This is a genomic window from Paraburkholderia sp. EG286A (assembly GCF_040965375.1).
Taxonomy (GTDB): domain Bacteria; phylum Pseudomonadota; class Gammaproteobacteria; order Burkholderiales; family Burkholderiaceae; genus Paraburkholderia.
The window spans coordinates 70,495-96,126 of sequence record NZ_JBFRCB010000014.1; the positions used below are offsets into that span (position 1 = coordinate 70,495).

The window sequence follows — 25,632 nt, forward strand, 5'->3', positions numbered from 1 at the left end:
GGTGCGTGCTATGCCCGAGCCCGAACATTCAGTCCTAGCCCGTCGACCACCTCGCGAGCGTTCCGGAACGCTTCGACGGCAGCAGGCGCCCCAGCATATATCGCGCTGTGGAGTAAGACCTCCCGGATTTCGACGATGGTTGCGCCATTGTTGATGGCGCCGCAGATATGTCCCTTAAGCTCGTTACCCCTGCCGAGAGCAGCAAGCATCGCGCAGGTACACAGACTCCTGGTGCGCAGGTCGAGTCCGTCGCTCAACCATGTGCTGCCCCACGCATGCTCATTGAGCCATTCCTGCAGCGGCTCCGAAAATTCGTCAACTGAGCTCATGGCCCGCTCTACGAAGTCGGCACCCGTTACTTGCTTGCGGCGGTTGATACCGGACGTCTGGATTTCATCGCTCATCGTTTCACGATACTCCCGGGGGGTTTTCATGTCATATCGGGCGCCAATCTTCCACACGAAGCAGAAGTGTCGCCGACAGGCTTGTCTCTTAAACAGTCGGTCGCCATAGAAGATGAGTCCGCGCTCGCTATGAACCACAGCGTCTGGGGGTATCAGCACCTCGGTCGATGAGGGCACGCAGCCGGCAACAACAATGCGCAACGCTCGCGTGCGATCAGGCGGCCGACTAGGCGTCCGCGCGATGGCGACTGCTCATGCAAATCGGATATGCCGTCTGACCGCGTGCATCTCTCGCAGCCCGGGCGAGGATTGATCGACCGGCCAAAGGCGACCGGCCACTCCGATGCCCGATTCTCAGCGCGGATTCGCGGCGGGGCGTACCATAAACACTCCAATGCGCATCCACACATGCACGGTCAGCCCAGACCATCTTCCCCGGCGGAGAGAAGCGCAAGGATTTTGTCCATCACTCCGCTACGCCGCCATTGCAGCCACTTCATGTATGCCGTCTGCGGCGGCCCAAAACTTCTGGGCAGACGATGCCATCGTTCGCCGTTGACAGTCACCCAAAGAATTGCATCGAGAATCGTGCGGCGATCCCGTGCCGGTCGCCCCCAGCCTTGACGCCCATGCGGCGGGATCAGATGAGCCACGACAATCCATTGCTCATCGGTAACTGGACACTGAAGCATAGGAAGTCTCCTGGATGTAAAGCGCGACGCTTTGCCCATGTTCTGTCTGGTGTGACACCGCATGCGGCCTGACGGGCACGTTCGCGTCTCAGCAACAGCAGGCGTCATCACACCAGCATCCGGTAGCGGCACGATTTGACCCGGCCGCACCGCCCCGAAGACGCGTCGAGCCGCAACCGCGCCTTAAGTCGTTATAAGCCTCAAAACTTGTGCCGTAACGCTGCCCGAATCACGAACTGATTCGAGTTCGAAGAAACGCCTGCCGCACCGGGCACATACGCGACGTCGAGCACCGTTTGGGTCTTGTCGCCGCCAACGTGCTGGTATGCACCCTGCAGGTACAGATCCGTACGCTTCGACAGGTTGTAGTCAGCCATCAACCCGATCGACTGGTAGTTGGGATGCAGTTTTCCGGTGGTCGCATTGAAATCCGCCCGCGTGTAGGTGTACATCGCGCCGACAAAGAACGCCGGGGTAAACTGATATTTCCCGTTCAGTTCGAAGTTCTGGAAGCGCAGCGACGACAGGGTCGACCCAGCAGGCGGTGTGATCGCGCCCACATAGCTGGTGCTGAGCGGTTGCGCGACATCGGTGTTCGTATATGCGAAGCCCAATGTCGCCGACCCGATCGTATAGTTAATTCCTGCACCGAAGATGCGCAGGCGCTCGCCCAGAAAATTTTCGTCGCCGCCGTTGTTAATCGCGCCAGTGGCCGTTGAAGACGGATTGTTGGCCTGCAGGTACGATGCCGCGATCAACAGGGCGCCATTCGTGTACTGCGCCCCAACGCTGTATTGTCTATTATTGGCAAAATTTGTGTCGTTGCTAAAGCTGTACGTACCTCCGAACTGGAAGCCGGCGAGCGACGGACTGGTGTACTTCACGGTATTGTTTACGCGAAACGTGTTATCCGTGTTGTCGTTGTCATAAGGGTGGGAAAACAGATAGCCCGCCCAGTTGCCGTTCGCGGTGGTTTGCGCCAGAAAATCGACCAGCGAATCGTACTGACGACCAAGTGTGACCGAGCCATATGTATCACTGGCGACGCCAACGTAGGCCTGCCGCCCGAACATCAAGCCCCCCTGCGCGAGTTTTCCGTTGTTGACATCGTAGCCGCTTTCGAGCCGGAACACGGCCTTCAGACCGCCGCCTAGATCCTCTGTGCCCTTCAGGCCCCACCGGCTACCTTGAACATAGCCGCTCTGGAGCTCGTAGACCTTGCTCCCACCCACGTTGTTGGTGAAGTCGAAGCCTTCGTCGATCACGCCGTAGAGCGCTACCGAGCTTTGCGCCATTGCGGGAACGACACATGCCGACAAGACGGATGCTGCGAGTACGTTGCGTGCTTTCATCGTATTCTCCGAACCTGGTTACCAATTGGTAACGATATTTTTCGAATTTACTATTCTTTCATCGAATATTACGCATACCTAAACATATCTTTCGAGCGTCTCCTGTTTTGTAATTGATCTACCGCCCTATGCAATCAATACTTGGAACGCTCAGAGAGCGTACGTCATAATCCCCTGGCACCCGCCAGGGGATCCTGTAAAACAGCAGCAGCATCACGAGAAATCTGGCACCCAGGTGATCCTCTGGATCAGAGGCGCTGGTTTCCGCGCGTTGCGCCCCTCCGAACACGACGCCATCGGCACCGCTAGGTAATCATTATAATGATTCCCCTGTTTTGTCAAAATTAATTTTGAAATGGTGGATGGCGTCGGCCCTTTACGCTTAGGGGAAGGTGGTATGACATGCGATTTGGTCACCGGCAATCTGACGAAGGAACCGTCGAATGGTCTAACGGGTTGAGCGTATTGGCCAGCGACTCGGTGACCCAGTTGAGGCGTCACCTCGCTTTCGCTGCCGCTGAGGTAGCCGATGAATCTTGAAGGCGGCTTGAACGCGCGGGCGCCACGTTGGTCGTGAACGAGGCAAGGCTCACACCGACGGCAAATCGGGATGGCTGTCGTCGCACCATTCGGCACGCCAAGGCGGGATGTTCTCTTTGCGTCCGTCGACGCTTTTCCATCACAGCAGCGCGTGCCCGGTTGAGTCACGCGTCTTCCTGATAGCGGTTCGACCGGAGAAGGAGTCTGATGGTTTTGGGAATCTGCATCGAGCCTATCGGCCCGACCAAAAAATGCGCCATCGTCCTTACTTTCACGACATTAAGAATGCGTGAGGTTCGGGTCGACGGCGCGAAGCTCTCTCGTGGCCGGAGACTGCCCGCTGTATAACCACCGCCAATCACCGCGGCCCCGGCAACCGGCACAGCGGCTGGAGCATTACTTAGCGACAGGCATCGTGAACTCGGCACCCTTGACAATGCTGTCCGGCCAACGCTGCATCACGCTCTTGTAGCGCGTGTAGAACCGCACACCTTCCTCGCCGTATGTATGATGATCGCCGAACAGCGAGCGTTTCCAACCGCCAAACGAATGCCATGCCATCGGCACCGGAATCGGCACGTTCACCCCGACCATGCCCACCTTGATCTGCCGAGCAAACGCTCGAGCAACTCCACCATCCGTGGTGTATAGCGAGACACCGTTTGCGAACTCATGTGCATTGATGATGCTTGACCGCCGTAGCGAAGTCCGGCACACGAATCACGCCGAGAACCGGGCCAAAGATCTCCTCCTTGTAGATCTTCATGCTCGTATGAACGCCGTCGAACAGCGTGCCGCCAAGAAAATAGCCAGGCTCCGAGCACACCGGATGGTCGCGCCCATCAACGATGAGTTTCGCGCCCTCCAATTCGCCCGAAGCGATGTATCCCGCCACCTTCGCCTTATGCTCGGCGGTCACCAGTGGCCCCATTTCCGCATCGAGGTATTCGCCGTTTTTGATGACCAGTGACTTGACGCGCGGAATCAATTTCTCGATGAGCGCGTCAGCGGTGCTGCCAACAGCAACCGCGACCGAAATGGCCATGCAACGTTCACCTGCCGAGCCATATGCAGCACCAATCAGGGCGTCCACGGCTTGGTCGAGATCGGCGTCGGGCATTACGACGAGGTGATTCTTGGCACCGCCGAGTGCCTGGACGCGCTTGCCGCGGCGCGAAGCTTCGGTATGGATATATTCCGCAATCGGGGTCGAGCCGACGAACGACAGCGCAGCGACATCGGGATGTTCGATGAGTGCGTCAACTGCCACCTTGTCTCCGTTGACGACGTTGAAGACGCCGTCGGGCAGACCAGCTTCCTTCATCAATTCGGCGAGACGCAACGACGCCGACGGATCGCGCTCGGACGGCTTGAGCACAAACGTGTTTCCGCAGGCCAATGCGACGGGGAACATCCACATCGGCACCATTACAGGGAAATTGAACGGCGTGATGCCGGCTACCACACCCAGTGGCTGGCGCAGGTTCCAGTTGTCGATGCCAGTACCGATCTGGTCGGTGAAATCGGTTTTGAGCAGGTTGGGAATACCGCAGGCAAATTCCACAACTTCGATGCCTCGCACCACCTCGCCTTGGGCGTCAGTGAACACCTTGCCGTGTTCGCGCGTGATGAGCATTGCGAGTTCGTTGTGGTGCTTGTCCAGCAACTCCTTGAACTTGAACAGGACACGTGCGCGTTTTAGCGGAGCCGTTTCACTCCAGCCCGGGAAGGCCGCCCTAGCCGCCTGCACTGCCTGGTCAACTTCCACTACCGAAGCAAGCGCGACTGAACCGGTCACCTCACCGGTCGCGGGGTTGAACACGTCCTTAAACTGCCCGCTCGACGGCTCAACTATCCGACCGTTGATGAAGTGGCTGACCTGCTTCGAAGCGAGTCTTGCCCTCTCGTTGACAACATTCATTTCCATACTCCAAGGCTGTCTGGCCAATTTCTGCCAGACGTGAGATTTCAGGCCACGTTGCGCAGGGCGTCACGAACCGTCGAGAAAATCTGGGTAATCTTCTCTTCGTCGATAATCAGCGGCGGCGAGAATGCAAGGATGTCCCCTGTGTAGCGCACGAGCACGCCGGCCTCGAAGCATTTCAGGAAGACTTCGTATGCACGGGCGCCCACTGCACCAGGCCGCGATTCGAGTTCAATACCAGCAACGAGGCCAAGATTGCGGATGTCCTTCACGTGCGGGGAAGTACGCAGCTCGTGTGCAGCATCCTCGAAGACGCCAGAGAGCTCGCGCGCCCGGTTGAAGAGGCGGTCGCGCTTATATATGTCAAAGGTCGCAATTGCCGCCGCGATAGCTGCCGGGTGCGCCGTATAGGTATAGCCGTGAAAAAATTCAATGGCGTTTTCACCCCCCGCGTTGACAACCGCGTCGTGCACCAGGCGACTAGCCGCCACCGCGCCCAATGGAACCGCCGCATTGTTGATAGCCTTGGCCATCGTGAGGATGTCCGGCGTTACACCACAGTACTCGCTCGCCGTCGGCGCGCCGAGTCGGCCGAAGCCGGTGATGACCTCGTCGAAAATCAGCAGGATGCCGTGTTTCGTGCACAGTTCACGCAGCCGCTCGAGGTACCCCTTCGGTGGCACAAGCACGCCCGTCGAACCTGCGAGCGGCTCCACGATAACCGCCGCAATGGTCGATGCGTCGTGCAGCGCCACGAGGCGTTCGAGTGCGTCCGCGAGGTGGGCGCCCCACGTTGGCTGGCCGCGCGTGAACGCAGCCTCCGCGATGTTCAGTGTATGCGGCAGATGGTCGACGTGCGGCATCAGGTTGCCCGAGAACGTCTTCCGGTTCGCAAGAATACCGCCAACAGAGATGCCACCAAAGCCGACACCGTGATAGCCGCGCTCCCGGCCGATGAAACGCGTACGCTGGCCTTCGCCGCGTGCCCGATGATAGGCCAGTGCAATCTTCAGGGCCGTATCGACCGATTCCGAACCTGAATTCGTGAAGAAGATGCGGTCGAGACCCGCGGGCATGAACTCCGCTACTTTCGTCGCTGCCTCGAATGCGAGCGGATGGCCCATCTGGAACGTCGGCGCGTAATCCATCGTCGCGAGTTGCTGGGCGACCGCCTCCGTAATTTCCGAGCGACCGTGTCCGGCATTCACACACCAAAGACCTGCAGTTGCATCCAATACGGGGCGGTCATCGACCGTCGTGTAGTACATGCCCTTGGCCGACTTGAAAAGACGCGGCGCCGCCTTGAATTGACGGTTCGCCGTGAACGGCATCCAGAAGTTCGAGAGGTCAGGTATGTTAGAAGTGCTCATGTGTGTCTCCGTGAAGATGGCACCTACTCTACCTACGTCGCGCGATACAATCACTGGACAGCACAAATCAAACGACCAAACCGTGTTGATTTTTTCCCTCAGACTGTATTGAAATGTTCAAGCTGAACCTCTCGCGAGTGCGAAAAAGCGAAGGCACTCTGGTTGACCAGATTGTCGCGTCAATCGAACAGGAATTAAGTCACGGCACCTATCCCGCTGGCACAAAACTGCCCTCGGTACGTAATTTCGCGAAGACGCACGCCCTTAGCACGTACACGGTTTCGGAAGCGTATCAACGGCTCGTTTCGCTTGGCCTGGTTGTTGCCCGACCTGGCGCTGGATATCGCGTGGCAACGCCTGAGGCTCACACGCCAGATGCGCCCGCGTGGAGTGGGCCGAGTTTGAACGCATCATGGCTGCTATCGGATGTTTTTGCAGACCATTCCGTACCAATCAAGGCAGGGTGTGGCTGGATTCCGAATGACTGGGTAAACGAGAGCGGCATTCAGCACGCATTGCGCGTCGTAAGTCGCGTTCCTGGCCCACGAATCGGGGGGTATGGCCATCCATACGGCCTGGCGGCGCTGCGCGAGTACATCGCGAGCGGCTTGCGCCGATACTCGCTGTCTGTTGGAAGCTCGGACATTCTGCTCACGCAAGGCGTCACACAGGCACTAGACCTCGTCGTCCGAACTCTGTTGCAACCGGGCGACACCGTGATTGTGGAGGACCCGTGCTACTGCAATCTCCTCCAGATTCTCAAGGTAACCTTCATCAATGTCGTGAGCGTCCCGTGCACACCTGATGGCATCGACATCGCGCAACTGGAAGAGATCGTCCGTGAACACCGCCCTAAGGGCATGTTTATCAACACCGTGCTGCAGAACCCCTCAGGTGCCTCGCTTTCTGTTTCTTCTGCATTTCGACTGCTTCAAATTGCAGATAGAGAAGGTCTTTGGGTTGTGGAAGATGATATCTCCAGGGAGTTGGCACCTGCTGGAGCGCCGTGCCTCGCTGCAATGGAAGGGTTGAAGAATGTCATCTATCTCTCAGGCTTCTCCAAGACCATCACGCCTGCAGTGCGCGTTGGTTATATTGCGGCATGCCGAGACCTCATTTCACGATTCGCGTTGACCAAGATGGCAGTTGGACTTACCTCATCGGAAGTCACAGAACGCGCGGTGGCAAATGTGCTAATCGATGGGCATTATGACCGCCATATCGCGCATATCCGCGAACGGCTCTTTAATGCTCACATGCGCGTAGCCGAATCGATGACCAATTCTGGTCTGGAGATTTTCCACATGCCAAAGGCTGGTCTGTTCCTATGGGCACGGTTGCCGATTCGTCCAGAAGACAGCATGGCGGTAACGAATGAAGCGCTTGCCAAGGGAATCTGGCTCGCACCGGGGTCGTATTTCCGCCCGGGAGAACCGGCGTCAGCGTGGTTCCGCTTTAACGCCGCAACTTCGGACATCCCGGAACTGTGGACATTCATGAAAAACTATCTACGCTGAACGTCCCCGCTCGCAAGCGCATCACAAAGCGAACCGAACACTGTCCGCTTGATACTTGCCGGGTTTTACGCTGCGCGGGGCCCCTCGGTTCCGGTGCCATCTCTAACGCGAATGTCGGCCAGCCCCTCTCTACAAAGGCAATTGGCTCAGTGCCTCATTGAGGTGAATGCACCGGGCGATGCCAAACGTCCGCGCTTCCTGCAATTCCTTGCCACTGCTCCCCAGGGCGATGACGCGATGGGGAGCAGTCTCGAGCGTGTGCAGCGCAATGGCATAACGATCAGTGAATTCCTGCGACGAAAGGATCGCGGAAAAGTACGTCACTCCGTCCTGTCCGAGCGCGGAGCCAATGGCACGATTTAAATACTCGGCGCTTAGATTGCTCATCAATAGCAGCGAATATCCGTCATCCCTGATGCGCTGAAGCAACTGTTTAAGCGCCGTGCGCTGTTCGCGACCCGCTTCAGTATCCGGGCTATCGTCCATTGTCGACCAGACGTCATCCATATTTGCGACAATTGCGTCGATTGCCATTGCGGGTCTCCATGACGGGTGAGTTTTCTTCGGTTTTTCGGCTTCCGGATGCGATCCAGATTGAGCTATCGCGTCTCGCCAAGCTGATCAAGAATCGTGGGGTTCTCAAGCGTCGACACGTCCTGCGTGATCGCCTCGCCCTTCGCGAGCGAGCGCAGCAGACGGCGCATGATCTTGCCCGAGCGCGTCTTCGGCAGGTTCTCGCCGAAGCGGATGTCGCGGGGCTTGGCGATCGGCCCGATCTCCTTGCCCACCCAGGCGCGCAGATCGTTGGCGAGCTTCACGGCCTCGTCGCCCTGCGGACGCGTGGCCTTGAGCACCACGAACGCCACCACGGCTTCGCCGGTGGTGTCGTCGGGGCGGCCCACCACGGCGGCTTCGGCCACGAGCGGGTTCGCCACCAGCGCCGACTCGATTTCCATCGTGCCGAGGCGGTGGCCCGAGACGTTCAGCACGTCGTCGATACGGCCCATGATCGTGAAGTAGCCCGTGTCCTTGTCGCGCACGCTGCCGTCGCCGGCCAGATACAGCTTGCCGCCCAGTTCTTCGGGGAAGCATCCCGACTTGTAGCGCTCCGGGTTGCCCCACACGTTGCGGATCATCGCGGGCCACGGACGCTTCACGACGAGAATGCCGCCCTGCCCGTTCGGCACGTCCTGGCCGGTTTCGTCGACGATCGCGGCCATGATGCCCGGCAGCGGCAGCGTGCACGAACCCGGCACGAGCGGCGTCGCGCCCGGCAGCGGCGTGATCATGTGGCCACCGGTTTCGGTCTGCCACCAGGTGTCGACGATCGGGCAGCGCTTGCCGCCCACGTTTTCGTAGTACCACATCCACGCTTCGGGATTGATCGGCTCGCCGACCGTGCCGAGAATGCGCAGCAAAGAAAGGTCGTAGCTCTTCGGATGCACCTTCGCGTCGGCTTCGGATGCCTTGATGAGCGAGCGGATCGCCGTGGGCGCGGTGTAGAACACCGTGACCTTGTGCTTGGCGATCATGTCCCAGAAGCGGCCGGCGTTCGGGTACGTCGGCACGCCTTCGAACACGACCTGGGTCGCGCCGATCGTGAGCGGGCCATAGGCGATGTAGCTGTGGCCCGTGATCCAGCCGATGTCGGCCGTGCACCAGAACACGTCCGAGGGCTTGTGATCGAAGGTCCACTTCATCGTTTGCGCGGCCCACAGCAGGTAGCCGCCCGTGCTGTGCTGCACGCCCTTCGGCTTGCCCGTCGAGCCCGACGTGTAGAGGATGAAGAGCGGGTGTTCCGCGCCCACCGGCACCGGCGCGCACGTATCGCTCTCGGCCGCCGAAAGTTCGTGCATCCACTGGTCGCGGCCTTCGTGCCATGCGACCTTGCCGCCCGTGCGCTGGTAGACGATCACGCTGTGCACCGCCTCGCAGCCGCCCATGGCGAGCGCTTCGTCGGCGATGTTCTTCAGCGGCAGCGCCTTGCCGCCGCGCATCTGTTCGTCGGCGGTGATGAGCGCGACCGCGCCCACGTCGACCATGCGTTCGTTGAGCGACTTCGACGAGAAGCCGCCGAACACGACCGAATGCGTCGCGCCGATGCGCGCGCAAGCCTGCATGGCGACCACGCCTTCCACCGACATCGGCATGTAGATGACCACGCGGTCGCCCTTCTTCACGCCGCGTTTCTTCAGCGCATTGGCGAAGCGCGACACGCGCGCGAGCAGGTCTTTGTAGGTGACGTTCGTGACGGTGCCGTCGTCGGCTTCGAAAACGATCGCGACGCGCTCGCCATTGCCCGCTTCGACGTGGCGGTCGAGGCTGTTGTACGAGGCATTGAGTTCGCCGTCTTCGAACCACGTGTAGAACGGCGCCTTCGATTCGTCGAGCACCTTCGTGAAGGGCTTTTGCCAGCTCAGGGTTTCGCGCGCGAGGCGCGCCCAGAAGCCTTCGTAATCGCGTTCGGCTTCGGCGCACAGCGCCTTGTATGCGTCCATGCCGGACACGTTAGCCTGCGACTTGATTTCCGCGGCAACGGGAAACATCCGGCGTTCCTGCAAGAAAGATTTAATTGTTGACATTGGTTCCTCTATAACGACTGGGAAGGTCCGATTGCCTGTCGGCTTGTCTTTCCCGCCTCGAGTGCAATAGTCGACGCCAACTGTCTGGAGCGCGTCAACCAGGTCCGCAACTTCAAAATGGATCCTTGCTCGATCACGACACGATAGCTCTGACCAGCGAAGCCCCGCGTTTCCCGCTGTCACAACATCATCGATTGCGTCACTGGGTGTAAGGCGTACCGGGCCCACAACTGCGCAATCGAACGGCCAGACCGCCACTATTTCCGAACGCTTGCGCTCGCATGCAGGATTCGTACTGGCGTTCATTTCGCGCTCCTGTGCGAGGCACTGATGCTCGCCCTCGCCAAGTCGGGAGCATCGCTAACGCCGCCTTGGGAGCGGCAGTCCTTGGCCCGCTGATCGTCACGCACTCCAACATATCGGGGTCAAGCATCCTCTTCTTTCGTCAAGCCAACGCGCTGCCCGGACAGTGGACGCGCATCTGAAGCGTGACGCCGATACAGCCTTCGACGTCACCAAGTTAAAACATTATAATGATTTCTCTGATTTCCCAAAATCAATTTCTTTGAGTGCATCGACCCTTTGCGCTCACCTGGAGGATGGTATGGCACTTGAGATGTTCACCCGGCAATCCAACGAAGGAACGGTCGAATGGTTACAGCGCGTACAGGCCGGTCGTGGATGGGTGTCTCCGATCTACGAGACGCTGAAGATCTCGGTCGTTCAAGCGTGCTCTGGATTCGTTCAGTTATCGATGACTGCATCGTCGTTTGCAGGCAATCCGACCGGAAAGTTGCATGGCGGTGCACTCGCCACGATACTCGATTGCGCCATGGCGCTGGCTGTGGACTCCGCTCTTGGCGCCACGCAAGTATCTGCGACCGCCGAGATGTCGGTTCGCTTCATGGGAGCTCAGGAGGCTAACGGCTCGACCGTATTGGCCAGCGGCTCGGTGACCCAGTTGGGACGCCGCCTCGCTTTCGCTACCGCCGAGGTGGTCGACGAGTCTGGACGGCTGCTTGCAAACGCGGCCGGCACGTTCGTGGTGAACGAGGCTAGGCTCAAACCGACGGCAAACTGATCAGAGTGGTCGCACCAACCGCTTCGCGAGGGGAAATTTCTTTCCGTCCGCCGACGATTTCCCATCACGGCAGCGGCAGGCGCGCTGTTGAGCGGCACGTTCGTTTGGTTGCATAGATTACAATCGGTGTCATTCGAGCGTTTCCTTGTCGCGCCAGCGTAACGGCGCCTATCGCGCGCGCCTAACTGCCGATTTTGAAACGTTGTTCCTGTTTCAAGGCGGCACAAGCTGCAGCCAGACCATTCGGGTCCGAGAGTCACCATATGTCAAAGATGATTAGACGAACTACAACACGCTCCTCGGCGAGCCTGGCCCAGTCCGCCTCACGCTCGGCAACCACGGAGCAGTCCCGCGTCGTCCTGCCCAAAAGTATTACTGCAAGATCGGGGCGGACTGCGATGCGACAGGCGCGTTACATCGCCGAGGACATCAGGGCAATGATTATCCGCGATAATCTAAGTCCAGGCGATCGGTTGCCGAGCGAGAAAGACCTGATGGCGACTTACGGCTCGGCAAGAGCCACGGTACGGGAAGCGCTCGCGATTCTGGAGAGTCACGGCCTCGTCGAAGTTACGCCCGGGAAAAACGGCGGCGTCAGTCTTGCGGATATACCCACGGACACCGTGTTACAGGGACTGCAAACTTATCTCTATTTCCGCAATCTCACATGGCAACACATTTACGATGCCCGGGAAAGTATCGAACCTGAAATTGCGCGTTCGTCGTGCGAATCTGTGACACCGGACGTCCTGCAGTCCCTCGAGAATACGGTCGAACTCTGCCGTGCGGGACTCAGGGGTGAACTCGACCGACGCGGACATAAGAACGCGGAAATAGATTTCCACGAAATCATAGCCAGAAATTGTCCCAATCCGTTGCTTCGATTCGTCGGCTTGTTCCTTTGCAGGGCGGAAAGGGAGATGATTGAAGATCTGCTCACGTTCGACGACGAGGATTCGTCGCTGAAGGTGATCAGGGAACACGAGGAATTGATCGAAATGTTCCGCCGTGGGGATGTTGAGCACGTGCACTCGTTGATGCATCGCCATCTTCATGGAATGGCCGAATCCATCGAAAGCAGGCGTGGAAAGCGTAACGGCGGAGCACATGATGAGCCGCCCGTTAAGCGGCAGAAAGCCAAGGCAACCCGTTGAGAAGCAGGCAACCCCTTTCGCACAGGCGCTACGGGGCCTTGCGGTGCTGGCCGTTTGGCGAGCGCTGTCGCTTCCGAGCCTGTTGACCTTGTGGCGGCCTCCAGTTTGCGGAGGATTCACACATGGCCTCGACCAGCCGGGCCGGGGCCATGCCGTGCGCACCTTGCGGCCGTAGACGCTCAAAAATTTACGTGACTTCTGCCCTTGAGCTCCAGTCGCGCTCGAACCTGGTCCGGGGTAGCTATTTCCTTACCGAGTTCTTCAATGATGCGTCGAATCTTGGACACCTGCTCAGCACTACTTTGCGCAAGTTTGCCGCGGCCTATTGTCAGGCTGTCCTCCAAGCCTACACGAACATTGCCCCCGAGCAGCACGCCCATCGTTCCAAGCGGTATCTGGTGCCGACCGCCGGCAAGCACCGAGAATTCGTAGTCTCGCCCGAGCAATCGATCGGCAGTATGCTTCAGATGGAGCAGTTGTTCCGGTGCAGCATCAATTCCGCCGAGAATGCCGAGCACAAACTGCAGGAAGATCGGGCCGGTTAGGAGCCCGCGGGACCGATAATGCGCGACAGTCTGAATATGCCCGACGTCATAACATTCAAGCTCAAAACGAGCTCCTCGCTGAGTGCCAATGACGGACAGGATCTCCTCAATATCAGCGAACGTGTTCTTGAATATTGTCTGTCGTGACGCTTCAAGGAACGGCTTTTCCCAATCGAATTGCCACTCGTTGCGCCGCTCGGCCAGCGGGAACATGCCAAAATTCATTGACCCCATGTTCAACGAGCACATCTCCGGATTGAGCTGGAGCGGAGCGGCGAGGCGTTCATCAATCGACATGGACGAACTGCCTCCGGTCGTCACGTTGATGACGGCGTCCGTGGCTGACGCTATTTGCTCCACGACACTGCGGAAAAGATCGGGGCTCGATGACGGCTGACCATTCAGGGGATCCCTGACATGAAGATGGATGATGGCCGCACCAGCTTCCGCAGCCTGAATAGCATGGGCAGCAATGTCCTCGACCTTGTACGGCAGATATGGGGACAGTGACGGTGTATGGATAGATCCCGTGACTGCGGCGGTGATGATGGTAGGTCCCGAATGCGTTGGCTTGTCTGACATGCTTGCCTCTAAGAGCGAAAAGACGATTAGTCGAGCGACTGTTCCGCAGCAACGCAGTGGATCCTTTGTGGGCGATGCCACGAACTGGAACCAGACGTCAGCAGCAGCTACCGGCATTTGCGCCGGCAGCCACTGTGGTGAAAGAACGTCGTGCGGCCATCCCCGGATGGATGCGGTCGCCCGCTGAAACTTCCGGGACTAGGCGTCGCGCCGCGTCATGCGCATCGCGTAGTTCTTCATGATTTTTGCAATGTCGTTGCAGTACCCGTTGTGTGAAAGGCTGCCGCACCAGGTTATCGAACCCACCGAAAAGACGGATCCTCCCCAACCTGTCTCGTACCAGATCATCTCGGCCTTGATCAACGACCCAAGCGGGCCGTGATCGAGCGACTCGTCATGCGCAGTGAGTGCGTCGAGCGCGGCACCGAATGCCGATGAATGCCCTTCGGATGTCGCGAGGAGCGTGTATTGCTCTGGCGAACCCGCAATGGTTGAAGTCGAGTCGAGTTCAAACCCTGCTGCACCGCCCCCCGAGAGTCCGTAATCCCCGATGATTCCCGAAGAGACGCCATCAAGCAGCCAGCCTCCAGGCTGTTCACGCGCGTCATCGTGAACGCGATAGTACGAGCCTTCGAAAGGCCCCTGCGCCGAGAATCCAATACCAACCAGCCGCTGCGGAGGCCGACCGCTGTCGCGCCAAAGACCTCCCAGTCGACCATCGAATGCGTTATGGAGTTCGCCTGGCAAACTGGTCCAGTTCCGGATCCCGTTGTTGCCACGGCGTAGCTCAAGCGCGCCGGGAAACAGTTCGGACAGGGCAATTTTCCAGTAGAACCCGTTGCCTCCAAGGTAGGCAAGATTGCCTCCCTGCTTCAGATATCCCTCGATGGCGTCAAGTGTGCGTTCAGTGTGGTACTCAGGATGGGTGCCTGTGAGCACCGCCCGATAAGGTTTGAGCATAGCCTGACCGTGACGCTCGAGATCGTCGTCCGTCACGATGTCAAACCCGACACCCTCGTGTTCGAGCCAGTCGAGCAGATAGTGATCTGCAATGTAGTGGCGACAGCCTGATCCGCGTGGCTCATTGAATGTCATGAAACCAGGGCGCATCGTCAGCATGGGCCGCAGACGGGTAGAAAAGGCGACGCCGCTGCCGTCAGCGTGCAGGTTGTAGGTTGACAACCCAACTTCCGGATGATCGTCCGGATTATGTGGATATGCTTGCCATGCATTCACCTTGGCGCGGAAATCTTCATCAAAGTTACCGCGCGCAAAGTTTGCGTAAGCCTGATAGGTGTACGTCGGTATGACGATCGCGAGTTCGTGGCCCGGCCGTCCGGGACGTGCGCTCACCCAGAACGGTAGCCAGTCGCGATCAACTCCCCGGTCGTCTGCAAGTGCCATCGCGTAAGAACCGGAAGGAAGGTCGTCAGGAACAGTGAAGGTAAAGGACGTTTCCCAATTGACGTCGTCAATATCTTCCTGATGAAAATGAATCGCCGCATACTCATCCGGCGCAGCACGCCAACAGAACTCGCGGCCGGTCCAATTCGAGGAGCGAACTGCGCGCGTAGGAAGATTAACGATTCGGCCGTGATGGGCACCCGGACCGCAGTCAAATACGTCTCCCGTATCAATTCCAAGCGCGAAATCCCATGCTGCGATCACGATCGAACCAGCGTGGATTCGCGGTGCTTCGATACGCCCATTGAAATGGAGCGTTGGCGCATCGGCGGAGAGAGCCGCGATTGCAACGGCAGGCGCGGGAGCGCTCCAACCACCGGTAGGCACGGTTGCAACTGCTTCCGAGCCGATGTAGCGCGAATCAATCGGCGTAAAAGACAGCTTCAGCTTTCGCGTTCTGGCGTCGAAACAGAGGGAAATACCCGACCATCGGGCTCCCACCGGGCAATTCGCGCGCAGATTCACAGTTGAACCACTGTCGTTGGACCAGGTTGCAGTGGCCCCCTCACCATCGATCCCAATCTGCCATCCTTGTGCCTTGTCCGAATCCCACTGCGACATAATGCACTGTGAGCCGTTCTTTGCTAACGTCGGCAACACCCGGACAGAAATTGACCAGTCATTGTCAGGGTTAGGCCACGGTACGCCGGGTACATGAATCCAGGAACCTCGATGAATCAACTGCTCGACTGACGGCGCGATGGTCGAGTAGATGTGGCTCAGGTCCACCATACGCAAGCCAGGCCCCGCAGGATTGACGTCTGCATGGATCACTCGAACAAGTCGCGCCGTGAAGGGGCACTCCAGGCGGCTGGATACCTTGAAGTCGATGGATTCGCCCGATACGGCCGAGAGTCGATCGCTGTAACCGACCAGGTCCATGGTAGTTTTCAACATTGCGGCAACTCCTTTGATTCAAACGCGCAAGGCAGACTGCCAGTAAACGCGCCAGAAAACTCCGTCATCCATTGATTAACGATTCGCTTGACGATAAAGGTTTTACGGTCACACGAAACCTGCATTTCCTACAAGTATTCCCTATTCCGAATCGCGGCGGAGATGCTTCAGAGGCCACCTTATCGGAAGCAGCGTCAGGAAATGTCCCATAAAGCGCTGACTGCGGCGTGTGGATAGACAATTCGTCACACGACCTGCACCGGTCGACCTTGGCGCGAGGAACGCCAGCCATTTTTTCTCGGCTTTCTTGAATGCACCGATCAGCAGAAATGATATCGATAGGTATATCAGCGCAGCGATCGTGAAGCTCGAGAACGTCATGTAAGTTGCCGAGTTCATGTCTCGCACGACCTTCATGAGCTCCGGCACCGTCGCGGTGAAAGCAAGCGTCGTGGCATGCAACATAAGGATGATCTCGTTGCTGTACATCGGCAATGCGCGGCGAAGCATGGCCGGGATTATCACGACACGGTAGATCGCGCCTGATGACATTCCAAAGGCTCTTGCGGCTTCTATCTCCCCACGAGGAATGGCCCGCATTGCGCCTGCGAATATTTCCGTAGTGTAGGCGGAGGTACTCAGTGAAAATGCCAAAACTGTGCAGTTCATACCACTTCTGAAGAAAGCACTCAGAATGTCGCTTGCCCTCACAAATTCGAGGCCATATATTCCAGTGTAGATCAACAGCAACTGCACATAGAGTGGCGTCCCGCGGATCGCGAATGTGTATGCCTTTACCGTCTCGGAAACATATCGATTGGACGAATTTCGCGCAATGGAAAGAGGTACCGCAAGTACGAAACCAAACGCGACTGAAAGAACAAGCAACCATAGCGTCACTATCAGTCCGCTAAAGTGATCACCGTCGAAGACAAGTAGAGGGAGCCAGTACTGTCGAAGTAAGTCAATCATCGTGAGACGCCTCGATCATGTCTGGAGTAGTGGCGCTGCAGCCGGTCAAGCGCGACTGTAGAAATCGCAGCCAGGACCAGATAGACACCGGCTGCAACCAGCATGAAGAAGAAACTGCTGAAGGTACTGCGTCCGGCATTCTGCGCAGCCTTGACAAGGTCTGATAGCCCGATAATCGATACCAGCGCCGTTGCCTTCACGATAACCTGCCAGTTGTTACTGATTCCAGGTAAAGCGTGCAACATAAGTTGCGGAAAGACGATCCGTTTAAATGCAGTCCAATAGGTCATCCCGTATGCCATCGCTGCCTCAATCTGCCCCCGGCTGATTGATAGATAGGCCCCTCGAAAAGTCTCGACGAAATATGCTCCGTACACCAGACCAATTGTCACGGAGCCCGCCCAGAACGGACTGATGTCAACCTGCGCTGCCCCGAAGCGGTCGGTCACCACGTTCAACGCGATTTGAATGCTGTAAAAAGTCAGCAACATCAGTACAAGATCGGGGACCCCCCGGATGATCGTGGTGTAGCAGGTGGACAGAAAGAAGCTTAGCCGGTTTCCGGACAGCTTGGCCGTCGCGCCGAGGAGCCCCACGAGAAACGCCACGACAAGCGATAGCAGTGACAGTCTCAGCGTCTCCATGGCGCCATAAAATATTTCTGTGCCGTAACCGCTTAGCATGCCCTGCTCCTTCTGATCCAGGAATCGCCTTGTGATCGATGTAGGTTCATTTGAGACTGCCCGAGAGGAAGCGCTGGAGTCGCGGACTGTGGGGGCGAACGAAGATCTCTTCGGGAGCGCCCTCCTCTTCTACTCGCCCCTGGTCAAGGAACATGACACGGCTTGACACCGACCTGGCAAATTCCATTTCATGTGTCACCAGGACCATCGTTCTCCCCTCTTCCGCTAGTCCCTGCATGACTCTGAGAACCCCGCCAACGAGTTCGGGATCGAGCGCCGACGTCGGTTCATCAAAGAGGAGGACGTCTGGTTCCATGGCAAGGGCACGCGCAATTGCAACCCGTTGTTGCTGCCCCCCGGACAAGTGCGATGGATACGCGTCGCAATGGGTCCGCGGCATGCCGACTCTCTCGAGATAGCGGAGCGCGCGGTCGCGCGCTTCCGAACGGCTGACCTTTGCGACACGATGCGGAGCCTCCGTCACGTTTTCCAGCACCGTCATATGCGCCCAGAGATTGAAATGCTGAAAGACCATTCCGAGTCGAGCTCTCAATCGTTGCAGCTGCTTTTTGTCTCTGACGATGAGATCACCGCGGGCGTTGGGGAAGGTTTGGATCTCCTCGTCGTGCAACTTGATGATGCCTCCGCTGGGGCTCTCCAGGAAATTGATGCAACGGAGGAACGTGCTTTTGCCCGACCCGGAAGAGCCGATCAGGCTGATCACGTCTCCCGCGCGCGCCTCCATGGACACACCTTTGAGTACGGAATGCTCGCCAAAATTTTTCGTGATGTCGCGTATGCTTAGTGTGTTCATAAAATACTCATCCTGTGTCTCAGCAGGAAGTCTGCGTCCAGGCAGGCAGTGCTCCGCCTCAGACCCTCGCCTGTTGAGCGATGGATACTGACGCGGCCCGGCCTCTCGCAGATCATATGTTGGTACTATGGCCCGTCTCCTGCTGCAGCGGCGCAAGCGGAGTGTGCCAGCATCGCCGGCGACTATGCGTCGTCAACTCCCGCTGCTTCGATGATCATCTGGAGCAAGACGTTGGTCCCTGCCTCCAGGTCCTTTGGAGATGCGTTCTCGATTTCGTTATGACTGATCCCGCCCTCGCAGGGAACGAAGATCATCGCGGTAGGTGCTATGCTGGCCAGATAAACCGCATCGTGTCCGGCACCACTAAGCAGATCCATCGACGGATAACCAAGATCTGCGCTTTTCCGCCTGACCGAATCCACCAGGAAGCTGTCGAAGGGCTGAGGAGCGAAATGAACGACCTGTTCGACTTCGACGGGCAATTCACATTCCGAGCATAGCTTTCGGAACTGCGTGTCCAGTAAGTCAAGGAGCTCGGCAGAATCGGCACGAAGGTCGACAGTCATTGCCACCTGGCCTGGAATGACGTTCCTTGAATTCGGGAACACAGAGATACAGCCGACAGTTCCCCGCGCGTTCGTGGAAGACCCGGTTGCGATGTGATTGACCCCTTTGACGAGGTCAGCCGCGACAAGCAAGGCATCCCGACGCAGATTCATTGGAGTTGGACCGGCGTGAGCTTCCTGTCCTTGAACCTTGACGTTGTACCATCGCTGACCCAGCGCTCCAGTGACGACACCGATCGTACAGGCCGCCGTTTCGAGAACCGGACCCTGCTCGATATGCGCCTCGAAATATGCTTTTGGCGAGTACGATGGCTCAACGCAACCTTGATAGCCAATAGACTTCAGTGCATCCTCGACTGATATCTGGTCCGAGTCTTCGCGAGAAAGCGCGTACTCGAGTGGAAAGGCCCCGCTTGCCACGCCGGATCCCATCATCACTGGAACAAACCGGGATCCCTCTTCATTCGTCCATACGACGACTTCCACTGGCGCAATGGTCCTTAGTCCGTGGTCGTTAAGTGTTCGCAGCACTTCAAGACCTGCAAGAACGCCATAATTTCCGTCGAACTTCCCGCCAGTCGGTTGCGTGTCGATATGACTTCCCGTCATTACCGGGGGCAGTTCGGGGTTCGTCCCACGGCGGCGAGCTACGATGTTTCCTATTTTGTCGACTCGCACGGTACATCCCAGTTCGGTTGCCCAACGGGCAATCAGATCCCGGGCTTCCTTGTCCAGTTGTGTCAGGGCCAGTCGACAAACTCCGCCCTTCTGCGTTGCACCGATCTTCGCAAGGTCGATCAGACTGCGCCAAAGTCGGTGACCGTCAATTCTCAGATCAGACAGCGTCAGGATACTGTCGCTCACGTTGCACCTCTATCGATATACATTTTGGATGCCTTCCGGTGTTTCCAGGTCTATTCGGTAGACAGGATCCTGCCTCAGTACAGATCGTTAATTCGAGATGTCGAAGTCAACGTACTTGTGAGTGATGGTCGTGTATGTTCCATCGGACCGGATTTTTTGCAGCGCGTCGTTGATGGACTGCCTGAGAGTCGGGTCGTCCTTGCGAAGACCCATGGCGGTATAGTCAGCGATGCCGTTCACCACGATAGGTCCTCCGGCAAACTTGAATCCACGACCCCGCTCGGTCTTGAGAAAGCCCACACCAGCCTGGATCTGCTCCACCAGAACGCCATCCAAACGGCCATTGACAAGGTCTGCGAGCGCCTGATCCTGGTTGGCATACGGGACGACGGTCACCCCCGAATTAGCCCACTGCGCTTTTGCAATGGTCTCCTCAACCGAGCCCTGCAAGACACCGACGCTCTTGCCCCGAAGGCTCTCAGCTGTGGGTTGCAACGTGCTCGCCTTGGACACCAGGAGCCGGCTATGCGCGCTGTACAGCTTGTCGCTAAAGTCGATTTCCTTTTTTCGCTGCTCGGTTGCCATCATCCCGGAGAGAATCACGTCGATTTTTCTCGCTTTCAGGCTGGGAATCAGACCGTCGAAATCACCTTCGACCCATTCACATTTCGCATGCAATTGGGCACATACAGCGTTCCCCAGATCAATATCGATACCGACGAGCTTGCCGTCAGGCGACTTGGATTCGAAGGGAGGATAGTCGGGGGATGTGCCGAACCGAATCGTCGAGATATCCTTGGAGAACGAAAGCGACGGCAGGACAATGAAAGTAATGACGACAGCCAGCAAAACGTGAAGCTTTTTCATGATGTTCACCGATTTTGTTTAATAAAGTCAGGGGCTGAAGCGCGTGATTTCCAGTTTCGCTGGTCGTGTACAGACCTCACCTTCCGAGCTCAGAAAGAGCCTCACGGGACGACCTCGCAAACTTTTCGACGATCTCAGCAAGTTCGTTATCCGTAGCAATATAGGGCGGCGCAAGTATGACCGTGTCACCCAATACTCCGTCGACATTGCCGCCAGACGGGTAGCAGATTAGTCCGTTCGCGAGCGACCTCTGCCTGACCTTGAGATAGAGTTGCTTTTCGGCGGCGAACGGTGTCTTGCGCTCCCGGTCTTCCACAAATTCAATGCCCCAGAAAAAGCCGCGACCGCGGATATCGCCGACGGCTCCGATGTCCGCCAACTCTGCTCTGAGCATCTCGCCGAACCGCTGCCCGGCGGTCTGGACGCGTTCGATCAGACGATCCCGCTTGATAATCTTCTGGACAGCGACGCCAGCAGCGCACGCGGCCGTATGGCCAGTGAAGGTGTGCCCCGTCATAGGGCCACCGTACGCGCCGTTGATAACTTCTGCGACCTTCTTCGTATAGACGGTAGCCCCCAGTGGGATATAGCCGCCACCCAGTCCCTTCGCGATCGGCATGATGTCGGGGACCACGTCATCGAATTCCAGCGCTCGCCAAGTTCCGCATCGACCTGAGCCACACATCACCTCGTCTGCGATCATCAGCACCCCATGACGATCGCAGACTTCCCTGACGGCCCTGGCATAGCCTTTCGGCGCAGGAACAACGCCACCTGCTGCGCCGACCACGGGCTCAAATACGAACGCTGCAACATTGTCGGCGCCAATGCGCAGGATTTCCTGTTCCAGTTCGCCGGCACAGGCCCTGCCCAGCTCATCCGCGGACACGCCATCGAGGGGCCGATACTCGTTGGCCGGGCTGATCAACGATGCGGGAATGAGAGCGCCCTCGAAGGGCGCCCTGCGTTCGAGAAAACCGGATATGGAAAGGGCGCCAAGAGTGTTCCCGTGCCATGACCGCTGGCGTGAGATAAAGCGTCGACGGCTCGAGTTGCCAAGCGCGCTGTGATACTGCAAAGCGAGCTTCAATGCCGACTCGACCGCCTCCGACCCTCCGGATACAAAGACCATCGACGTAAAGTCCGGCCCACACGCCTCCCGGACAAGATCGGAAAGCTCTTCCAGAGGGTCGCTGGTGAACAGATACCGGTAGCCATGGGCGATCTGTCTGAGTTGCGCAGCGACGGCCTCGTTGACTTCCTCATTCCCGTGTCCAAGACTGTAGACAGCCGGTCCAGACGAGCCATCGATGTATTGCTTGCCGGTCGTATCGAAGACATAGACGCCTCGACCATACTGCACCTTCGGCAACTTCGGAGCGGCGATCGTCGTACCGCCCTTAAGTTCGACTTTGCTCATTTCGCCCCCCCGACAAGATTCCGGCGAAGCGGCATCGTCAGACAATGCGCGGCGCCGCCCTCAATGACGAATTGCTCGAGGTCCGGATCGAACACATGAAAACCCTGTGCCCGCAACGCGGCGTTGACACGAGGATTTTGTTTGGAGGAAAGCACGCGATCGTCGCCAAGGGCGACGGCATTGGCACCCATGCTCATCACCTCGCGGTAACCGACGTCAACCAGTTCATACCTTTCTCGCAGCCACGCAACATCGTCCGGGTCGAGAATATCTGTGGCGCACAGCGCTACCTTGTCGTTGACAACACTGAACAGAACGTCGAGGTGCAGAAAGTACGCCGGAACCTTGATAAAGCGTGTTTGCCAGCCCGCCTCTGCAAACCATGCGGCAACCTGCTGGGCCGCCGCATACGTTGTCCGTACCTCGTTCACGCCGATGAGTACTTGACCCGGCGACAGGATCTGGACATCCCCACCTTCGAGACTTCCAGCAGTCACCTTTTTCCACACCGAAATATCAGACGAGGCGCAGAAGTCGACGATCGGCCCCCACTCTCCCTGTCGCTCGGGTCTAGCCATCTGGCACAGAAGCAAGCCAAAGGGCGTCATGACGCTGCTATCTCGCGTATACGTTTGATAAAAGAGGTGTGGATCCTGCTCAAGAAGACGGCAGATGACACCAGCTTCGGCAAGCGCGGACCGCAACTCTCGATGCTGGCTCATCGCGGCGGCAACATCCGCGGTCTTCCCCGCATCCAGCGCGCCAATAACCATGGTGTTTGAGCGCGCCCAATCGTAGTACGTTGCATCGCATACGAGCACCTCCGTGAGGCGGCCATATTCGCTATCGAGGAATGCGTTCGCGTCGACACCTTCTACCACCTTTCCCGACGAGATTTGGTTCATGAAAAGTTTGTCCATTGTTTCGATTAAGCCGACATTAGCCCGGACCGCAGATGCGTCAAGACCTCGCCCTGACTATCCCGCGGTCCCTGAAACCTCATCATGGTAATCATTATAATGATTAGTGGGCAAAGGGCTCGGTAGTATTTTCCCTACCCGTTACACTCATGAACGGCACCTTCGGTTGCAAGCAGAAGACTGTGTCCGGAGCACGATTGATACCCCGCACCAGAGGTGCTTTGACCGTATGCGGTCCACGAAGGACGCCCCTCAGAGCGAGGTGGCAGAGCGCGTGATGTGTAGTAGCGGTGTTGGTCAGCGGAAGTGGGCAGGCATTTTCCAGGGAAGCAGCGCGTCGTAGTCGTCGACAGTCTTCGCCAGAGGTAGCCGCTGGAACAGCCACGTGAGGTAGCGGTAGGGATCGATACCGTTGGCCTTTGCCGTTCATGCCGATTGCCCAACTATGCCGAACGCAGAGCTATTAGCGTGCACAGTAGGCCGAACCTTGCATGAGTATTCGGCATAGTCTGGAGCTCGACCCCGCCAGTTGACGGGAAGGAGCGACGGACATGGGCATCGAAACGTACTATCGTCGACCAAGATTGCTGGTGCAGCTTCGCGAAGGGCCACTTGGCAATTACATTGATCTGTTTGCCGATCGATTGCAACACGAAGGGCACTGCCAACAAGGTGCATGGCGCAATCTGCACGTCGTGTGTGACTTCAGCCATTGGCTTGCTCGTAAACACATTGCCGCTTATGACGTCGACGAACAGACCGTGAGTTCGTATCTGCCGTTTCGGCGACGACAGCTGCGCCCATCAGTCTTTGAAGGTCCGGCTCTGATGAGGATGCTTGCCCTCCTGCGCGAGATCGAGGCGAGTCCGCCGGCACAACCTACACCGTCCAGGTTCGCCGATCTGGTGGAGCAGGATTTCGTGCATCATTTGCAGCAGGATCACGGTCTTGCAAGGGTATCGGTGATTCGGCATCTCCCGGTGATCCGCATGTTTTTGCGCGAGAAGCGCATCGACAGCACGAGGTCCCTCAGTAAGCTGACCGCGAGAGATGTGGTGGACTTTATTGAGCTGCACGTCGGTGATCACAGTCCACGATCCGCGCAAATCATGTGCTGGACGCTCCGCTCTTTCTCACGATTCCTGCGATACCGTGGTTACGTCACTTGTGACCTCGCAGCGAGTGTCCCGAGTATAAGGCGATGGACACTCTCCTCGCTTCCGACCTATCTCCAGCCCGACCAGGTTCAATCAGTTCTTGACGCCTGCCGTCGAGATACATCGCTCGGGCGTCGAGACTACGCGGTGCTCCTGCTACTGGCCCGGCTGGGATTGCGCTCGAACGAGGTCACGTTACTTGAACTGGCCGATATCAACTGGCGTGCCGGCACGCTTACCATTAAGGGTAAAGGGCGACGACGTGCTGAATTACCGTTGCCAATGGAGGTTGGCGCCGCTGTGGCGGATTACCTTGAGCATAGCCGCCCGCGATCGAACAGCAGGCGCGTATTCATACGTCAATTGGCTCCGCATCGTGGCTTCGCGTCATCATCTGCGGTCTACCTCATCGCCCGAATGGCATTGGAACGTGTTGGGATCGACGATGTTGCTTCCAAGGGCCCCCATCTTTTCCGGCATAGTCTTGCGACCCAGTTACTCCGGTCCGGTGCGTCGCTGACCCAAATTGGTCAGTTACTACGTCACGAGCACCCCGATACAACGAGGATTTACGCGAAGGTCGACGTTTCGCAGCTGCGTACGGTTGCGCTACCCTGGCCAGGAGGTGTGAGATGAATGCGATCCGCAGGGCCCTTCTCAACTACGTTGCAATGCGTCGCGGGTTAGGACTCAAGTTTACCAATCAGGAGAAGCGCCTTGCCGAATTCGTCCGATTCATGGAAGGTCACAGCGCAACGATCGTGACGAACAGGCTGGCTCTTGAATGGGCTACCGAACTCGGCGCCAACCGCCCGACATCTGCACTACGGTTGGACGACGTTCGTGGGTTCGCTCGTTATCTGAGCATGTCAGAACCCAATACAGAGGTGCTGCCTACGGATCTCATTCGGTGGCCGCAACGCAAGCGACCATATCTCTACAATGAGAAGGAGATCCGAGACCTGATGGCTGCGGCCTTGAAGCTAAGGCCCGCGAATGGCTTGCGTCGATGGACTTTTCATTGCCTGTTCGGCGTCCTCGCGGTAACGGGAATGAGGATCGGCGAGGCGCTCGCCTTGCATCGTGACGACGTTGACCTAGTGTCGTGAGTTAGGTCCGTTGAACCAGATGAATTGCACCGGATTCGCCGCGATGGATCGGAGTACTTCCATTTCAATGGGAGTGCTTGCTTATTGTATTGAAGTATGTACCGCATGAGCTTTTTGTCGAGATCCCTGGTGCTGGTGAATACGCCACGCGCAATG

The 25,632-nt window shown here is 57.7% G+C and carries 19 protein-coding genes and 4 pseudogenes; 5 read left to right on the top strand and 18 right to left on the bottom strand.

The window, feature by feature from the left end:
• Positions 1-8: 8 nt before the first annotated feature.
• The 5 genes and pseudogenes from AB4Y35_RS39345 to AB4Y35_RS39365 form a co-directional block, all read right to left on the bottom strand.
• Complete coding sequence (locus AB4Y35_RS39345) at positions 9-404, bottom strand: carboxymuconolactone decarboxylase family protein (RefSeq protein ID WP_368692132.1); 396 nt, start codon at positions 402-404, stop codon at positions 9-11.
• 416 nt (positions 405-820) lie between these two features.
• Positions 821-1,204 carry a transposase gene (locus AB4Y35_RS39350; RefSeq protein ID WP_368708584.1) on the bottom strand — a complete coding sequence of 128 codons (384 nt, stop codon included), beginning with the start codon at positions 1,202-1,204 and terminating at the stop codon, positions 821-823.
• Between the two features lie 92 nt (positions 1,205-1,296).
• Positions 1,297-2,448 (bottom strand): porin, encoded by a 1,152-nt coding sequence (locus AB4Y35_RS39355; RefSeq protein ID WP_368692086.1) that lies wholly within the window; start codon positions 2,446-2,448, stop codon positions 1,297-1,299.
• Positions 2,449-3,384: 936 nt separating this feature from the next.
• Positions 3,385-4,909 (bottom strand): annotated as a pseudogene (locus tag AB4Y35_RS39360) (CoA-acylating methylmalonate-semialdehyde dehydrogenase).
• Between the two features lie 47 nt (positions 4,910-4,956).
• Positions 4,957-6,282, bottom strand: a complete 1,326-nt coding sequence (locus AB4Y35_RS39365) for an aspartate aminotransferase family protein (protein WP_368692131.1) — start codon at positions 6,280-6,282, stop codon at positions 4,957-4,959.
• A gap of 113 nt (positions 6,283-6,395) precedes the next feature.
• Between AB4Y35_RS39365 and AB4Y35_RS39370 the strand changes: the two genes are divergently transcribed.
• Positions 6,396-7,799, top strand: a complete 1,404-nt coding sequence (locus tag AB4Y35_RS39370; RefSeq protein ID WP_368692085.1) for a PLP-dependent aminotransferase family protein — start codon at positions 6,396-6,398, stop codon at positions 7,797-7,799.
• Between the two features lie 129 nt (positions 7,800-7,928).
• On the opposite strand, the gene AB4Y35_RS39375 is transcribed toward AB4Y35_RS39370, so the two are convergent.
• Positions 7,929-8,333 (bottom strand): hypothetical protein, encoded by a 405-nt coding sequence (locus tag AB4Y35_RS39375; RefSeq protein WP_368692084.1) that lies wholly within the window; start codon positions 8,331-8,333, stop codon positions 7,929-7,931.
• Between the two features lie 65 nt (positions 8,334-8,398).
• Complete coding sequence (gene acs / locus AB4Y35_RS39380) at positions 8,399-10,381, bottom strand: acetate--CoA ligase (protein WP_368692083.1); 1,983 nt, start codon at positions 10,379-10,381, stop codon at positions 8,399-8,401.
• Between the two features lie 469 nt (positions 10,382-10,850).
• Here acs and AB4Y35_RS39385 point away from each other — a divergent pair, with 469 nt between their 5' ends.
• Positions 10,851-11,462, top strand: a complete 612-nt coding sequence (locus AB4Y35_RS39385) for a PaaI family thioesterase (RefSeq protein ID WP_368692082.1) — start codon at positions 10,851-10,853, stop codon at positions 11,460-11,462.
• Between the two features lie 263 nt (positions 11,463-11,725).
• The gene (locus AB4Y35_RS39390) at positions 11,726-12,616 is read left to right on the top strand and encodes a FadR/GntR family transcriptional regulator (protein WP_368692081.1); all 891 of its coding nucleotides are present in this window, start codon (positions 11,726-11,728) and stop codon (positions 12,614-12,616) included.
• Positions 12,617-12,795: 179 nt separating this feature from the next.
• Here the strand turns inward: AB4Y35_RS39390 and AB4Y35_RS39395 are convergent, their stop codons facing one another.
• The 10 genes and pseudogenes from AB4Y35_RS39395 to AB4Y35_RS39440 all read right to left on the bottom strand — a co-directional run.
• The gene (locus tag AB4Y35_RS39395) at positions 12,796-13,743 is read right to left on the bottom strand and encodes a 3-keto-5-aminohexanoate cleavage protein (RefSeq protein WP_368692080.1); all 948 of its coding nucleotides are present in this window, start codon (positions 13,741-13,743) and stop codon (positions 12,796-12,798) included.
• A 198-nt stretch (positions 13,744-13,941) separates the two neighbouring features.
• Positions 13,942-16,104 (bottom strand): N,N-dimethylformamidase beta subunit family domain-containing protein, encoded by a 2,163-nt coding sequence (locus tag AB4Y35_RS39400; RefSeq protein ID WP_368692079.1) that lies wholly within the window; start codon positions 16,102-16,104, stop codon positions 13,942-13,944.
• 273 nt (positions 16,105-16,377) lie between these two features.
• Positions 16,378-17,076: pseudogene (hisM, locus tag AB4Y35_RS39405) on the bottom strand (histidine ABC transporter permease HisM); the annotation flags it as partial.
• Entirely contained in the window at positions 17,073-17,759 is a 687-nt protein-coding gene (locus AB4Y35_RS39410; RefSeq protein ID WP_368692078.1) for an ABC transporter permease, read from the bottom strand. The pseudogene hisM and the gene AB4Y35_RS39410, both read right to left, overlap by 4 nt.
• Positions 17,760-17,805: 46 nt before the next feature.
• On the bottom strand, positions 17,806-18,573 hold the full coding sequence (locus AB4Y35_RS39415; RefSeq protein WP_368692077.1) for an ABC transporter ATP-binding protein: 768 nt from the start codon (positions 18,571-18,573) through the stop codon (positions 17,806-17,808).
• Positions 18,574-18,755: 182 nt separating this feature from the next.
• Complete coding sequence (locus AB4Y35_RS39420) at positions 18,756-20,003, bottom strand: Zn-dependent hydrolase (protein WP_368692076.1); 1,248 nt, start codon at positions 20,001-20,003, stop codon at positions 18,756-18,758.
• A gap of 87 nt (positions 20,004-20,090) precedes the next feature.
• Positions 20,091-20,870, bottom strand: a complete 780-nt coding sequence (locus tag AB4Y35_RS39425; protein ID WP_368692075.1) for a transporter substrate-binding domain-containing protein — start codon at positions 20,868-20,870, stop codon at positions 20,091-20,093.
• Between the two features lie 76 nt (positions 20,871-20,946).
• Positions 20,947-22,290: an aspartate aminotransferase family protein gene (locus AB4Y35_RS39430; protein ID WP_368692074.1), complete on the bottom strand. Its 1,344-nt coding sequence runs from the start codon at positions 22,288-22,290 to the stop codon at positions 20,947-20,949.
• A complete protein-coding gene (locus AB4Y35_RS39435; protein ID WP_368692073.1) occupies positions 22,287-23,195 on the bottom strand; it encodes a dimethylarginine dimethylaminohydrolase family protein in 909 nt (302 codons plus the stop codon). Before AB4Y35_RS39435 ends, AB4Y35_RS39430 begins: the two co-directional genes overlap by 4 nt.
• Positions 23,196-23,507: 312 nt before the next feature.
• Positions 23,508-23,636, bottom strand: a pseudogene (locus tag AB4Y35_RS39440) (transposase domain-containing protein); the annotation flags it as partial.
• Positions 23,637-23,761: 125 nt separating this feature from the next.
• On the opposite strand from AB4Y35_RS39440, the gene AB4Y35_RS39445 reads away from it, so the two are divergent.
• Both AB4Y35_RS39445 and AB4Y35_RS39450 read left to right on the top strand, forming a co-directional pair.
• Positions 23,762-25,003: a site-specific integrase gene (locus AB4Y35_RS39445; RefSeq protein WP_368692072.1), complete on the top strand. Its 1,242-nt coding sequence runs from the start codon at positions 23,762-23,764 to the stop codon at positions 25,001-25,003.
• Entirely contained in the window at positions 25,000-25,476 is a 477-nt protein-coding gene (locus AB4Y35_RS39450; RefSeq protein ID WP_368692136.1) for a hypothetical protein, read from the top strand. Before AB4Y35_RS39445 ends, AB4Y35_RS39450 begins: the two co-directional genes overlap by 4 nt.
• A 5-nt stretch (positions 25,477-25,481) precedes the next feature.
• On the opposite strand, the pseudogene AB4Y35_RS39455 reads toward AB4Y35_RS39450, so the two are convergent.
• Positions 25,482-25,632 (bottom strand): annotated as a pseudogene (locus AB4Y35_RS39455) (IS630 family transposase); the annotation flags it as partial.

What these genes read in the sequence shown, in the direction of transcription:
- AB4Y35_RS39410 (WP_368692078.1), bottom strand. Translation starts at nt 17,759, where the DNA reads ATGCTAAGCGGTTACGGCACAGAAATATTTTATGGCGCCATGGAGACG.
- AB4Y35_RS39430 (WP_368692074.1), bottom strand. Translation starts at nt 22,290, where the DNA reads ATGAGCAAAGTCGAACTTAAGGGCGGTACGACGATCGCCGCTCCGAAG.
- AB4Y35_RS39390 (WP_368692081.1), top strand. Translation starts at nt 11,726, where the DNA reads ATGTCAAAGATGATTAGACGAACTACAACACGCTCCTCGGCGAGCCTG.
- acs (WP_368692083.1), bottom strand. Translation starts at nt 10,381, where the DNA reads ATGTCAACAATTAAATCTTTCTTGCAGGAACGCCGGATGTTTCCCGTT.
- AB4Y35_RS39355 (WP_368692086.1), bottom strand. Translation starts at nt 2,448, where the DNA reads ATGAAAGCACGCAACGTACTCGCAGCATCCGTCTTGTCGGCATGTGTC.
- AB4Y35_RS39435 (WP_368692073.1), bottom strand. Translation starts at nt 23,195, where the DNA reads ATGAACCAAATCTCGTCGGGAAAGGTGGTAGAAGGTGTCGACGCGAAC.
- AB4Y35_RS39425 (WP_368692075.1), bottom strand. Translation starts at nt 20,870, where the DNA reads ATGAAAAAGCTTCACGTTTTGCTGGCTGTCGTCATTACTTTCATTGTC.
- AB4Y35_RS39370 (WP_368692085.1), top strand. Translation starts at nt 6,396, where the DNA reads ATGTTCAAGCTGAACCTCTCGCGAGTGCGAAAAAGCGAAGGCACTCTG.
- AB4Y35_RS39415 (WP_368692077.1), bottom strand. Translation starts at nt 18,573, where the DNA reads ATGAACACACTAAGCATACGCGACATCACGAAAAATTTTGGCGAGCAT.
- AB4Y35_RS39400 (WP_368692079.1), bottom strand. Translation starts at nt 16,104, where the DNA reads ATGTTGAAAACTACCATGGACCTGGTCGGTTACAGCGATCGACTCTCG.
- AB4Y35_RS39375 (WP_368692084.1), bottom strand. Translation starts at nt 8,333, where the DNA reads ATGGCAATCGACGCAATTGTCGCAAATATGGATGACGTCTGGTCGACA.
- AB4Y35_RS39365 (WP_368692131.1), bottom strand. Translation starts at nt 6,282, where the DNA reads ATGAGCACTTCTAACATACCTGACCTCTCGAACTTCTGGATGCCGTTC.
- AB4Y35_RS39350 (WP_368708584.1), bottom strand. Translation starts at nt 1,204, where the DNA reads ATGACGCCTGCTGTTGCTGAGACGCGAACGTGCCCGTCAGGCCGCATG.
- AB4Y35_RS39395 (WP_368692080.1), bottom strand. Translation starts at nt 13,743, where the DNA reads ATGTCAGACAAGCCAACGCATTCGGGACCTACCATCATCACCGCCGCA.
- AB4Y35_RS39445 (WP_368692072.1), top strand. Translation starts at nt 23,762, where the DNA reads ATGGGCATCGAAACGTACTATCGTCGACCAAGATTGCTGGTGCAGCTT.
- AB4Y35_RS39450 (WP_368692136.1), top strand. Translation starts at nt 25,000, where the DNA reads ATGAATGCGATCCGCAGGGCCCTTCTCAACTACGTTGCAATGCGTCGC.
- AB4Y35_RS39345 (WP_368692132.1), bottom strand. Translation starts at nt 404, where the DNA reads ATGAGCGATGAAATCCAGACGTCCGGTATCAACCGCCGCAAGCAAGTA.